Source organism: Sphingomonas carotinifaciens (genome assembly GCF_009789535.1).
Classification (GTDB): Bacteria; Pseudomonadota; Alphaproteobacteria; order Sphingomonadales; family Sphingomonadaceae; genus Sphingomonas; species Sphingomonas carotinifaciens.
Genome location: NZ_WSUT01000005.1, coordinates 85,425 through 97,699, shown reverse-complemented (window position 1 = coordinate 97,699; position 12,275 = coordinate 85,425). Strand labels below are relative to the sequence as shown.

Genomic DNA, 12,275 nt, shown 5'->3' with positions numbered 1-12,275 from the left:
ATTTTTTCCGGCCGGGCCCGTTGACGCATCAGGACCCCCGCCACATATCCGGCGCGTTGGCACTCGCATTCGCCGAGTGCCAAAAAAGTGTCACACGTACTTAAAAGAGGGACATCCGCGATGAACTTTCGTCCGTTGCATGACCGCGTCCTCGTCCGCCGTGTCGAGGCGGAGGAGAAGACGGCCGGTGGAATCATCATCCCCGACACCGCCAAGGAAAAGCCGCAGGAAGGCGAAGTCGTCGCTGCCGGCACCGGGATCAAGGCCGAGGACGGCAAGGTGACGCCGCTGGACGTCAAGGCCGGCGACCGCATCCTGTTCGGCAAGTGGTCGGGCACCGAGGTCAAGGTGAATGGCGAAGACCTTCTGATCATGAAGGAATCGGACATTCTGGGGATCGTCGGCTAACCTGCCGTACGCCTCCTCTTCTTATTCAACACATCTGAAAGGGTAGCCACATGGCAGCCAAGGACGTGAAATTCGGCCGCGACGCGCGCGAGCGCATCCTGCGCGGCGTCGACATCCTCGCCGATGCAGTCAAGGTCACGCTGGGGCCGAAGGGCCGCAACGTCGTGATCGACAAGAGCTTCGGTGCACCGCGCATCACCAAGGACGGCGTCAGCGTCGCCAAGGAAATCGAGCTCAAGGACAAGTTCGAGAACATGGGCGCGCAGATGGTGCGCGAAGTGGCCTCGAAGACCAACGACATTGCCGGCGACGGCACCACCACCGCGACCGTTCTCGCCCAGGCGATCGTGCGCGAGGGCATGAAGTCGGTGGCCGCGGGCATGAACCCGATGGACCTGAAGCGCGGTATCGACCTGGCGGTGACCAAGGTCGTCGAGGACGTGCAGGCCCGCTCGAAGCCCGTGTCGGGTTCGTCGGAAGTGGCGCAGGTCGGCATCATCTCGGCCAATGGCGACCGTGAAGTCGGCGAGAAGATCGCCGAGGCCATGGAAAAGGTCGGCAAGGAAGGCGTCATCACCGTCGAAGAGGCCAAGGGCCTCGAATTCGAGCTGGACGTCGTCGAGGGCATGCAGTTCGACCGCGGCTATCTGTCGCCCTACTTCATCACCAACCCGGAGAAGATGACGGTCGAGCTGAACGACCCGTACATCCTGATCCACGAGAAGAAGCTGTCGAACCTACAGGCGATGCTCCCGATCCTGGAAGCGGTCGTGCAGTCGGGTCGTCCGCTGCTCATCATCGCCGAGGACATCGAGGGCGAGGCGCTCGCCACGCTCGTCGTCAACAAGCTGCGCGGCGGCCTGAAGGTCGCAGCGGTCAAGGCACCGGGCTTCGGCGATCGTCGCAAGGCGATGCTGGAAGACATCGCGATCCTGACGGCTGGCGAGCTGATCTCGGAAGATCTGGGCATCAAGCTCGAGAGCGTCACCGTCGGCATGCTGGGCACCGCCAAGCGCGTCACGATCGACAAGGACAACACCACCATCGTCGATGGGGCCGGTGAAGCCGACGCGATCAAGGGCCGCACCGAGGCGATCCGTGCGCAGATCGAGAACACCACCAGCGACTATGACCGCGAGAAGCTCCAGGAGCGTCTCGCCAAGCTCGCCGGCGGCGTTGCCGTGATCAAGGTCGGTGGTGCGACCGAGGTCGAGGTGAAGGAGCGCAAGGACCGCGTCGACGACGCGCTGCACGCGACCCGCGCGGCCGTCGAAGAGGGCATCGTTCCCGGCGGTGGTACGGCGCTGCTGTACGCATCGAAGGCGCTGGAAGGCGTGACCGGCGAGAATGACGACCAGACCCGCGGCATCGACATCGTTCGCAAGTCGCTGACGTCGCTGGTTCGCCAGATCGCGCAGAATGCCGGCCAGGACGGCGCCGTGGTCTCGGGCAAGCTGCTCGACGGCAACGACACGACGATCGGCTTCAACGCGGCGACCGACACGTACGAGAACCTGGTTGCAGCCGGCGTGATCGACCCGACCAAGGTCGTGCGCACCGCCCTCCAGAACGCGGCCTCGGTCGCCGGCCTGCTCATCACCACGGAAGCCACCGTGTCCGAGCTGCCGGAAGACAAGCCCGCAATGCCGGCCGGCATGCCCGGCGGCGGCATGGGCGGCATGGACTTCTAAGTCCAAAATGTCCCCGGTCGGCTCCGGCCGGTCGGGGATGTTGCAGGCGCCAGCCGAACGAGAAAGGGGCCGGAGGATCGTTCCTCCGGCCCCTTTCTCGTTGGGGATGTCTGCGGGGAAATACCTAGCGCTTCATGGCTTCCAGCAGGCGCTTGACCTCCTGGCTGCGTCCGCGCGGCAGGATCAGGATGTCGTCACCGCTGGCCACCACGATCAGGTCGGACACGCCGATCGCCGCGACGCGTACCCGGTCGGTGCGGATCAGGCAGTCCTTGGTATCGACCGCGATCACCTCGCCGCGGTGCGCGTTGCCGAAGCCGTCCAGGTCGCTGATCGCGTGAAGCGCGTCCCAGCTGCCCACGTCGTTCCAGCCCATGGTGACGGGCACCACTGCGACCCGCTCGGCCTTTTCCATGACCGCATAGTCGATCGAATCGGACGGGCAGGTGGCAAAAGCCTCCGCATTGGGATGGATGCGTGTTCCCTCACGCAGCGCCGAACCCATCGCCTTTTCGGCGGACACCAGCATTTCGGGAGCGTGCTGGGCAAGCGCCTGAAGATACATGTCGGCGCGGAACAGGAAGATGCCGCCGTTCCAGACATGGTCGCCCGATGCCAGCATCGCCTCGGCCCGCTCGCGCCGGGGCTTTTCGACGAAGCGGGCGACCTTGTGGACGCCGGTGCCGATCGCATCGCCGACCTGGATCCAGCCATAGCCGGTCTCCGGCGAGTCCGGGGTGATCCCGAAGGTGACGAGCCATCCATTGGCCACCAGCGGGAGCGCGGCGTCGATCGCGCGGTGGAAGGCGTCGACATCGGCGATGACGTGGTCGGACGGCATGACGAGCAGCGCATCCTCCGGCCGTGCGGCCAGGGCGGCGAGTGCAATCGCCGGCGCGGTGTTGCGCGCCATCGGCTCCAGGATCAGCGACTGGGGCGGTGCACCGGCAACCGTCAACTGATCCTCGACCAGGCTGGCGTGACGCGCACCCGCCACCACGATCGGCGCGGCATAACGGTCGCCCTGCGCGCGCTTTGCGGTGAGCTGAAGCATGGTGTCGTCCGCGGTCAGCGGCAGCAATTGCTTGGGCATCTCCGGCTTGGACATCGGCCATAGGCGCGTGCCCGACCCGCCGGACAGGATCACCGGAACGATCATGCTTTGCATCTTTTCCCTTTCGACGGCGCGCCGCAGATCGCGGGCGCTTTTATATCGTCAATAGCGCTCAACGCCCATCTTCACGCTTCGTTGTCGAATATATGCAAAAATCCTGTTGATTGCCAAATGGGTCGGACCGGCACCCCGTTGGGCGAACATCATCCGGCGGCGTGACATGGGAGCGTGATGGTTCGGCTGTTCAAACATTACGTGTCGCACGTCGTGCTGTTGCTCGGGTGCATCGACTTCCTGCTGCTCGTTCTATGCGCGGAATTGGGCTGGATCATCCGTGCGCGGCAGATCGGCATGGCGGTGGAGCCCTTGTCGACCCGGCTGTTCCAGCTGGCGAGCTTCGCGATACCGCTGCAGGTCGCGCTGGTCGCCGTCGGGGCTTACGGCGCGGCCTCCTTCCTGTCGCTGCGGTTCGCCGCGGCGCGGCTGTCGGTGGCCGTGTCGCTGGGCGTGATCCTGTTGTCGCTGATCTTCTTCTTCCTGCCTTCGCTCAGTTTCTGGCGGTCGAACCTGTTCTACGCGATGATGCTCGCCATCCCGACGCTGGTGATGGTGCGGGCGCTGCTGGGCCGGACGCTGGGCGGCGACCTGTTCAAGCGGCGCGTGATCGTGCTGGGCGCGGGCGCGCGTGCGGCGCAGTTGACGGCGCTGGCCGAACAGCCGGGCGCCCGCTTCGTCGTCGCCGACGTGATCGCCATGGGGGAGCCCAATCCGGTACTCCATCGCACCACGCCGCGGGACACCATTCCCAATCTGGCCGCGCATGTGATGGACCGGAATGCCGGCGAGGTCGTGCTGGCCCTGGAGGAACGGCGCAACGCCCTGCCGTTCAAGGATCTGTTGCGGGTGCGGACGACGGGCGTGCGGGTCAGCGAGATATCGAGCTTCCTGGAGCGCGAAACGGGGCGCATCGACCTGAAGACGGTGAGCCATAGCTGGCTGATCTTCTCGGACGGCTTTGCCAGCGGCCGGATGGTGTCCGGCGTCGTCAAGCGCGTGTTCGATGTCGTCGTCAGCTTGATCCTGCTGGCAGTGACGTTGCCGGTGATGCTGCTGGCCGCGATCGCGATCAAGCTGGAGTCGAAAGGCCCCGCCCTGTACCGGCAACAGCGTATCGGGCTGTACAATCAGCCCTTTCATATCCTGAAGCTGCGTTCGATGCGCCAGGATGCCGAAGTGGGGGGGCAGGCGGTCTGGGCCGAGAAGGACGATCCGCGGATCACCCGGATCGGGCGCTTCATCCGCAAGGTGCGGATCGACGAACTGCCGCAGACCTGGACCGTGTTGAAGGGCGAGATGAGTTTCGTCGGCCCCCGGCCCGAACGCCCTTCCTTTGTGAGCGAACTGGAACGCGAACTGCCCTTCTATGCCGAGCGGCATATGGTGAAGCCGGGCATCACCGGCTGGGCGCAGATCAACTATCCTTACGGCGCGTCGATCGAGGATGCGCGGCACAAGCTGGAATATGACCTGTATTACGCTAAGAATTATTCGCCGTTTCTGGACGCGCTGATCCTGTTGCAGACGCTGCGCGTGATCCTGTGGCCCTCGGGCGCACGCTGACCGGGATGACGGTGACGCCTGTGTATAGCCGTGCGCGGGGCGCCGATGTAGGACGGCGCGCTGAGCCATGAGCGAACCCCGTCCATCCCGCTATCCGCTGTTGCGTCGTCGCCGCCGGGCGCGGGGAGGGCGTCGTGTCTGGCGCCCCGGCCCCCGGCTGCGTCTCGGCATCGTGCTGGTCGCGGCCCTTGTCGTGCTGGGCGGTGTGGTGGCGCTGGCACTGCGACCGAGCCCCCCGTCGGCGGATCAACTGTTTGCGCGGTCGCTGGCGGCGCTGGAGCGGGGCAACATCCATGCCGCCTATGCCGATGCGCAGGCCGCGGCGCGTGCGGCACCGCAGGCGGGCATCGTGCAGGCGGTGCTGGCCCGGACACTGATCGACCTTGGCGAAGGCGCGGCTGCCGAGGCGGCGCTGGACCGGGCGGTCGCGGTCGGTTTTCCAAACGGGCGCCTGCATCAACTGCGTGCCGCCGCCAGCCTGTTGCAAGGCGATCCCGACGCCGCCCTGGCGCATGTCGCGCAGGCCGAACCGGCTTATGCCGATTATGCCTTGCGCGTTCGCGCACGCGCCCTGGCCGCCAAGGGGCAGGGTGCCGCCGCACAGGCGGAACTGGGCGATCTTCTCTCTCGATCGCCGGGCGACGGGGCGGCCTGGGCCGATCTTGGGCGTATCCGGCTGAGCGCGGGCGAGGTCGGCGGAGCCGCGGCGGCAGCGGCGCAGGCGGTGCGTATGGCGCCGCGTGATCCGGCGGCGCTGACCCTGCAAGGCGAGGTGGTGCGCAGCCGCTACGGTCTGGTGGGGGCATTGCCATGGTTCGAGGCGGCACTGCGTTCGGATGCCTATTACCATCCCGCCTTGATCGAATATGCCGGCACGCTGGGCGATGCCGGGCGGGCAACCGATGCCCTCGCTGCAACGCGGCGCGCGCTGGTGTCGCGGCCGGGCAGCCAACAGGCCTATTATCTGCAAGCCGTGATCGCGGCGCGGGCCGGCAACCGGGTATTGGCGCGGCGATTGCTGCAACTGACCGGCGGAGTCATCGGCGACATCCCCGGCGTGATGCTGCTGGACGGGGCGCTCGCCTTTGCCGACCGGCAGGACGAGCAGGCCGCGGGCATCTGGCGCCGGCTGGTCGCCGCGCAGCCGATGAACGTCACCGCGCGACGCCTGTTGGCGAACGCGCTGTTGCGTTCGGGCGACGCGGCGGGCGCGCTGGACGTGATCAGGCCGATCGTGCTGCGCGGAGACGCCGATGGCTATGCCCTGCGGCTGGCGGCGCGTGCCAGCGCGACGCTGGGCCAGCATGCGCAGGCGGCGCAACTGCTGGACCGGGCGGCATCCGGCCAGCGTGGCCCGTCGACCATCTTCCAGAGTGCCGATGCACTCGGGGCATTGCAGGCGGAGGCCTCGCGCGCAGCGGGCGATCCCACCTATGCGCTGGGCGTGATCCGTGGCCTGGCGAGCGGCGGCAACCTGCCGCAGGCGGTTGCGCAGGCGCGGGCATTGGTGGCCGCGGCACCCGGCGCCCCCGCGGCGCAGCTGGCCTACGGGGATACGCTGGCGGCATCGGGCCGCTATGCCGAGGCGGTCGCCGCCTATGGACGCGCGGCCGATCTGAGCTTCGACGAACCGGCCTTGCTGCGCCTGCTCGATGCATATGGTCGTTTGAACCGTCCCCGCGACGCCGCCGCGACGCTTGCCCTGTACCTGTCGCAAAACCCGCAAAGCATTGTTGGGGCACGCATTTTGGGTGGGTGGCAGCTGGGCGGGGGTGAGGTCGGGGCGGCGATCGAGACGCTGGAGGGGGTGCGGGCGGCGGCAGGGGATCGCGAAGCGGGACTTTTGGCCGATCTGGCAAGGGCTTATGCCCTGATCAGCGAAGGGGCGGTGGCGCGGATCTATGGCCGTGCCGCCTATGCACTGGCGCCGATGAGCGCAGCGGTGACGGACGCTTACGGCGTCGCCCTGATCGCGGCGGGGGACAGGAACGGCGCGCGGCAGTTGCTCGACAAGGCGGTCGCGCTGGCGCCGGGGGACGCGGCGATCCGGGCGCATCGGGCAGAGATTGGCGGGGCCGCCGCAGCCCGCTAGGAGGCGGGGATGATCGATCCCCTGGACCGTATCGCCGCTGCGCTGGAGCGGCTGTCTCCACCGCCGGCGCCTGATGCCGACCTGCTGGCGCATCCGGCCTATCTGTGGCGGGACGGCGCGCTGAGCTCGGCGCGCGCCTTCGATCCCCTGCCGCTCGACCTGATGCTGGGCGTGGAGCGGCAAAAGGCGGCGCTGCTGGCGAATCTGGAGCGGCTGGCGGCGGGGCATGCCGCGCAGGACGTGCTGCTGTGGGGCGCACGCGGGACGGGCAAGTCGGCGCTGGTGAAGAGCGCGGTGGGCGCGGTGCAGGCCGCAGGCGGGCCGCTGGCGCTGGTCGCGGTGGATGCCCTCGCCAGCCTGCCGCGGCTGTTCGACCGGCTGGGTGGGCAGAACCGCGCCTTTGCGCTGTTCCTGGACGATCTGGGCTTTGACGAGCCGGGCGAGGCACGCGTGCTGCGTTCGCTGCTGGATGGCGGGACCGAGGCGCGGCCCGCCAATGTCCGCCTGCTGGTGACGGCGAACCGGCGGCATCTGGTGTCGCGCGACCTGAGCGAGCAGGACAGTGCGATCAACCCGCGCGACGTGGTGGACGACCAGCTGGCGCTGTCGGACCGCTTCGGGCTCAGCCTGGGGTTCCATGTGCTGGACCAGGACGGCTATCTGGCGATCGTGCGCGCTTATGCCGCACGATACGCTTTGCCATTCGACGGGGCGGAGGCGGTGAATTGGGCGACGCGGCGGGGTAGCCGGTCGGGGCGCGTGGCGTGGCAATATGTAGTGGATCTCGCGGGGCGCGAGGGGCGGGCGGTTTAGGGGGAGCGGCTTTTGCGGCTGTCTCTCGATACACCGTCTCGATACGCGGCTTTGCCGCTACTCGACGGTTACTCGAGACGAACGGGGTGGGATTGGAGGGGTTGCAGCTGTGCTTCGACTTCGCTCAGCACGAACGGAAGTTTGGAGGGTAGGGGCGGACGCGGGTAGAGACGGGTGGCGCCGGGCCGATCAGCCCAGCGCCTCCACCTGTTCGGCCAGTTCCAGCCAGCGCATTTCGGCTTCGTCCTTCTCCTCACGCGCCTTGCCGATCGCGGCGGACAGGCGGGCGAAGCCGGCGGGGTCCTTTGCGTAGAAGTCGGGATCGGCGAGCCTGGCCTCGTCGCGGGCAATGCCCGCCTCGATCTCCTCGATCCGGCCGGGCAGCAGGTCGTAGTCGCGCTGGTCCTTGTAGCTGAGCTTGGTGCGCGCCTGCACCGGGGCGGCGGGAGCCGATATGGCCTTGGTGGCAGCCTTCTTGCCCTCGGTGCGCGGCTTGCGCTTGGCGACCCAGTCCTCATAGCCGCCGGCGACGACGTCGATCGTGCCCGAGCCGTCGAGGCCGAGCGTCACGGTGACGGTGCGATCGAGGAAGTCGCGGTCGTGGCTGACGATCAGCACGGTGCCGTCATAGTCGCCGATCACCTCCTGCAGCAGATCAAGCGTTTCGAGGTCGAGGTCGTTGGTCGGCTCGTCCAGGACCAGCAGGTTGGATTCGCGGGCGAACTCGCGCGCGAGCAGCAGGCGGGAGCGTTCGCCGCCGGACAGGGTGCCGATCCGCGCCTCGGCCAGGCTGGGGTCGAACAGGAATTCCTTGAGATAGCCGTGGACGTGCTTGCGGACCCCGCGCACGTCGATCCAGTCGCCGCCGTCCGCCAGCACCTCGCGCACGCGCTTTTCGGGCGCCATCAGGCGGCGTTGCTGGTCGATGATGACACCGTCCAGCGTCCTGGCCAGCTTCACCTCGCCCTCGTCGGGCTGGATCTCGCCGGTGAGCAGGCGGAGCAGCGTCGTCTTGCCGGCGCCGTTCGCGCCGACGATGCCGATGCGGTCGCCGCGCGTCACCTTCAGGCTGAAATCCTTGATGACGGTGCGGTCGCCATAACGCTTGGTGACATGCTCGGCCTTGATGACCTCCTTGGTCTTCACGTCGTCCGACGCGATGCCGAGTTTGGCGGCCCCCTGCGGCCCGATCATCGCGGCGCGGGTGGCGCGCATCTGGTGCAGCTTTTCGAGGCGGCCCTGGTTGCGCTTGCGCCGGGCGGTGACGCCACGGTGGAGCCAGTGCTCCTCGATCTTCAGCTTGGCGTCGAGCTTCTCGGCGGCGCGGGTCTCCTCGGCATAGACCGCCTCGGTCCAGGCGTCGAAGCCGCCGAAGCCGACCTCGTTGCGGCGCAGGTTGCCGCGGTCGAGCCACAGCGTCGAGCGGGTGAGGCGGGTCAGAAAGGTGCGGTCGTGGCTGATGACGATAAAGGCGCCGGTGAAGCGCTTCAGCCAGTCCTCCAGCCATTCGATCGCGGCGAGATCGAGATGGTTGGTCGGCTCGTCGAGCAGCAGCACGTCCGGGTTCATCGCCAGCGCGCGCACGATCGCGGCGCGACGACGCTCGCCCCCGGAGGCGGTGGCCGATTCGCGCGACAGGTCGATGCCGAGCTGGTCGGCGATCGCCTCGGCCTCATGGGGCTGGGGCGCGTCGTTGCCGGACAGGACGTAATCGCGCAGCGTGGGAACGCCGGTCAGGTCCGGTTCCTGTTCGAGATAAACGACGTGCGTGCCCGGCACGAGCGTGCGGCGCCCCTCGTCCGAATCGAGAATGCCGGCGATCAGTTTCAACAGCGTCGACTTGCCCGCGCCGTTGCGGCCGATCAGTGCGAGCCGGTCGCGCTGGCCGACATGGATGTCGAGGTGGCGGAAAAGCCAGCCGGAACCCTGGATGACGCCAAGGTCTTCGAACGAGAGAACGGGTGCTGCCATGATGCACCGCCACGTAAGCGCCCGCCCGGAACCGGGCAAGTTGTCATGCGCTTTTGCGGGCGCGCCCCGGCACCGACATTGCCATCGCGCTCATTCAGAGGGTGTTCAACGCATGCGGGCTATGCCAACTCCATGAAGATGACCGTCCTCCTGGCACTGTTGGCCGCAAGTCCCGCACTGACGGCACCGGTGATGGCACAGGCCCCGGACCAGCGGCGGGGCGATCAGATGAAGGCATTGCAGGCACGCAAGCAGGGGCGCATCCTGCCCATGCCGGAAATTGAGCGCCGGGTGCTGCCCCAGATGGAGGGGGCGCAATATCTCGGCTTCGACTTCGACGCGAGCGCGGCGATCTATACGATGAAGTTCCTGCGCAACGGCACGGTGATCTGGGTCGAGGTCGATGCTCGATCCGGCCAAATCGTCGGCCGTACCGACCGCTGACCCCATTTCCCAAGGAGACCCACATCGATGCGCGTTCTGATCGTCGAGGACGAACCCCATCTCGGCCAGCAGTTGAAGAATACGCTGGAGGGCGCCGGCTATGCCATCGATCTGGCAACCGACGGCGAGGAAGGCCATTTCCTGGGATCGACCGAAAGCTATGACGCGATCGTCCTCGACCTGGGCCTGCCCGAGATCGACGGGCTGACGGTGCTGGACCGCTGGCGCAAGGAGGGCAAGACCACCCCGGTGCTGGTGCTGACCGCACGCGACAGCTGGTCCGACAAGGTGGCCGGGCTGGATGCGGGGGCGGACGATTATGTCGCCAAGCCGTTCCAGACCGAGGAGCTGATCGCGCGGCTGCGTGCGCTGATCCGCCGCGCGTCGGGCAATGCCTCGTCCGAGTTGACCGCGGGCGACGTGCGGCTGGACACGCGCAGCGGCAAGGTGACGCGCGCGGGCGAGCCGGTGAAGCTGACCGCGCAGGAATACAAGCTGCTCAGCTACCTCCTGCACCACAAGGGCAAGGTGGTGAGCCGCACCGAACTGATCGAGCATATCTACGACCAGGATTTCGACCGCGATTCGAACACGATCGAGGTGTTCGTGACGCGCATCCGCAAGAAGCTGGGCCAGGACGTGATCACCACGATCCGCGGGCTGGGCTATAGCCTGGAAGATCCGGAGGGCGCCGCCGCCTGAGGCGGGACGGCCGATACGCATGACGGACGCGGACCCTCCCAAACGGAAATGGCGCACGGGATCGCTGTCGCGCCGCATGATCCTGATCTCTGCGGCGTGGATCTCGGTGCTGCTGGCGGGCGGCGGCTTCGCGCTGGACCGCGTGCTGACCAGCGCGGTGACGCAGAATACCGACAACCAGCTGCAATATATCCTGAAATCGCTGCTGGTCGCGGCCGAGATCGGCCCGGATGGCGAGGTGATCTTCGGACGCGATCTGGTGGGCGATCCGCAGTTTCTGGAGCCCTATTCAGGCCTCTACTGGCAGATTTCGGCGCCGGGCAAGGAGGTGTTCCCCTCGCGCTCGCTGTGGGACCGGCAACTGGCCTATGGCGCCCCGCATGACGACAAGGGCGTCCATACCTATACCAGCAACCAGTTCCCCGACCAGAAGCTGAGGATCGTCGAGCGCGACGTGAAACTGCCGGGATCCAACGTTCGCTGGCGGTTCCAGGTCGCACAGAGCCGGGAAGGGCTGGACGCGCAGATCGCGTCGCTCCGACGCACGCTGGTGCGCAGTTTCGCGCTGCTTGGCCTGGGGCTGGTGGTGCTGGCCTGGTTGCAGACCTTTTACGGGCTGTGGCCGCTGCACCGGGTGCGGCAGGAGATTGCGCGCATGCGCGCCGGGCAGGCCAACCGGATCTCGTCGGAGATGCCCAGCGAAGTGGCGCCGATGGTCGAGGAACTGAACGCGCTGATCGAACATAATGAGCGGCAGGCGGAGGAGGCGCGGCGCCACGCGGGCAATCTGGCCCATGCGCTGAAGACGCCGTTGACTGTCATCATGAACGCGGCGACCGCGCAGGCCGACGATCTGGCGGATACGGTGGTGCGCGAGGCGCGGACGATGCGGCGGCAGGTGGACCATCATCTGGCGCGGGCCCGCGCGGTCGGGCGGCGCGGGTCGGCGCACAGCCGGGCCGAGGTGTGGCCCAGCCTGGAATCGGTGGAACGCGCGGTGGCGCGCCTCTACCGCCATGTGCGCATCGACGTGACGGGCCCGAAGGACCTGGCCGTGCATGTCGAGCGGCAGGATCTGGACGAGCTGCTCGGCAACCTGATCGAGAATGCCGCGAAATATGGCGGCGGCAGCGTGTTCGTGACCGTGGGTGCCGAGGCCGGCTATGTCGAGTTCCTGATCGAGGACGATGGCGCCGGGATCGCGGAGGCGGACCGGTTGCGCATCTTCGATCGCGGCGTGCGGCTGGACAGCGGCAAGCCGGGCACCGGGCTGGGGCTGGCGATCGTGCGCGACGTGGCGGAAATCTACGAGGGCACGGTCAGTTTGGAGGAAAGCGAGGACCTGGGCGGGTTGATGGTGCGGCTGCGCCTGCCGGCGGCGGCCTGAACCCCGCCGGCCCCAACCCGTCGAAAGGTCGGT

At 67.5% G+C, this 12,275-nt stretch carries 10 protein-coding genes; 8 read left to right on the top strand and 2 right to left on the bottom strand.

Annotated elements, in window-relative coordinates; genetic code table 11:
* Positions 1-120: 120 nt before the first annotated feature.
* Complete coding sequence (gene groES, locus GQR91_RS02460) at positions 121-408, top strand: co-chaperone GroES (protein WP_112381318.1); 288 nt, start codon at positions 121-123, stop codon at positions 406-408.
* A 50-nt stretch (positions 409-458) separates the two neighbouring features.
* Complete coding sequence (gene groL, locus GQR91_RS02455) at positions 459-2,099, top strand: chaperonin GroEL (RefSeq protein WP_112381317.1); 1,641 nt, start codon at positions 459-461, stop codon at positions 2,097-2,099.
* A gap of 124 nt (positions 2,100-2,223) precedes the next feature.
* Here groL and GQR91_RS02450 read toward each other — a convergent pair whose 3' ends face one another.
* Positions 2,224-3,267, bottom strand: a complete 1,044-nt coding sequence (locus GQR91_RS02450) for a mannose-1-phosphate guanylyltransferase/mannose-6-phosphate isomerase (protein WP_149681031.1) — start codon at positions 3,265-3,267, stop codon at positions 2,224-2,226.
* Positions 3,268-3,444: 177 nt separating this feature from the next.
* On the opposite strand from GQR91_RS02450, the gene GQR91_RS02445 reads away from it, so the two are divergent.
* The 3 genes from GQR91_RS02445 (at position 3,445) to GQR91_RS02435 (ending at position 7,738) form a co-directional block, all read left to right on the top strand.
* Positions 3,445-4,833 carry a TIGR03013 family XrtA/PEP-CTERM system glycosyltransferase gene (locus tag GQR91_RS02445; protein WP_149681030.1) on the top strand — a complete coding sequence of 463 codons (1,389 nt, stop codon included), beginning with the start codon at positions 3,445-3,447 and terminating at the stop codon, positions 4,831-4,833.
* A gap of 67 nt (positions 4,834-4,900) precedes the next feature.
* Positions 4,901-6,925 (top strand): tetratricopeptide repeat protein, encoded by a 2,025-nt coding sequence (locus GQR91_RS02440; RefSeq protein WP_149681029.1) that lies wholly within the window; start codon positions 4,901-4,903, stop codon positions 6,923-6,925.
* A gap of 9 nt (positions 6,926-6,934) precedes the next feature.
* Positions 6,935-7,738 carry an ATP-binding protein gene (locus tag GQR91_RS02435; RefSeq protein ID WP_149681028.1) on the top strand — a complete coding sequence of 268 codons (804 nt, stop codon included), beginning with the start codon at positions 6,935-6,937 and terminating at the stop codon, positions 7,736-7,738.
* Between the two features lie 189 nt (positions 7,739-7,927).
* Here GQR91_RS02435 and GQR91_RS02430 read toward each other — a convergent pair whose 3' ends face one another.
* Positions 7,928-9,709: an ABC-F family ATP-binding cassette domain-containing protein gene (locus GQR91_RS02430; RefSeq protein ID WP_149681027.1), complete on the bottom strand. Its 1,782-nt coding sequence runs from the start codon at positions 9,707-9,709 to the stop codon at positions 7,928-7,930.
* A 132-nt stretch (positions 9,710-9,841) separates the two neighbouring features.
* On the opposite strand from GQR91_RS02430, the gene GQR91_RS02425 reads away from it, so the two are divergent.
* Genes GQR91_RS02425 through GQR91_RS02415 form a run of 3 tightly spaced genes read left to right on the top strand, consistent with a single transcriptional unit; the run spans position 9,842 to position 12,242 of the window.
* Positions 9,842-10,153 carry a hypothetical protein gene (locus GQR91_RS02425; protein ID WP_149681026.1) on the top strand — a complete coding sequence of 104 codons (312 nt, stop codon included), beginning with the start codon at positions 9,842-9,844 and terminating at the stop codon, positions 10,151-10,153.
* A 27-nt stretch (positions 10,154-10,180) separates the two neighbouring features.
* Complete coding sequence (locus GQR91_RS02420; protein WP_112381310.1) at positions 10,181-10,855, top strand: response regulator transcription factor; 675 nt, start codon at positions 10,181-10,183, stop codon at positions 10,853-10,855.
* A 19-nt stretch (positions 10,856-10,874) separates the two neighbouring features.
* Complete coding sequence (locus GQR91_RS02415) at positions 10,875-12,242, top strand: sensor histidine kinase (RefSeq protein ID WP_149681025.1); 1,368 nt, start codon at positions 10,875-10,877, stop codon at positions 12,240-12,242.
* Positions 12,243-12,275 lie beyond the last annotated feature (33 nt).

What these genes read in the sequence shown, in the direction of transcription:
- groES (WP_112381318.1), top strand. Translation starts at nt 121, where the DNA reads ATGAACTTTCGTCCGTTGCATGACCGCGTCCTCGTCCGCCGTGTCGAG.
- groL (WP_112381317.1), top strand. Translation starts at nt 459, where the DNA reads ATGGCAGCCAAGGACGTGAAATTCGGCCGCGACGCGCGCGAGCGCATC.
- GQR91_RS02450 (WP_149681031.1), bottom strand. Translation starts at nt 3,267, where the DNA reads ATGCAAAGCATGATCGTTCCGGTGATCCTGTCCGGCGGGTCGGGCACG.
- GQR91_RS02445 (WP_149681030.1), top strand. Translation starts at nt 3,445, where the DNA reads ATGGTTCGGCTGTTCAAACATTACGTGTCGCACGTCGTGCTGTTGCTC.
- GQR91_RS02440 (WP_149681029.1), top strand. Translation starts at nt 4,901, where the DNA reads ATGAGCGAACCCCGTCCATCCCGCTATCCGCTGTTGCGTCGTCGCCGC.
- GQR91_RS02435 (WP_149681028.1), top strand. Translation starts at nt 6,935, where the DNA reads ATGATCGATCCCCTGGACCGTATCGCCGCTGCGCTGGAGCGGCTGTCT.
- GQR91_RS02430 (WP_149681027.1), bottom strand. Translation starts at nt 9,709, where the DNA reads ATGGCAGCACCCGTTCTCTCGTTCGAAGACCTTGGCGTCATCCAGGGT.
- GQR91_RS02425 (WP_149681026.1), top strand. Translation starts at nt 9,842, where the DNA reads ATGAAGATGACCGTCCTCCTGGCACTGTTGGCCGCAAGTCCCGCACTG.
- GQR91_RS02420 (WP_112381310.1), top strand. Translation starts at nt 10,181, where the DNA reads ATGCGCGTTCTGATCGTCGAGGACGAACCCCATCTCGGCCAGCAGTTG.
- GQR91_RS02415 (WP_149681025.1), top strand. Translation starts at nt 10,875, where the DNA reads ATGACGGACGCGGACCCTCCCAAACGGAAATGGCGCACGGGATCGCTG.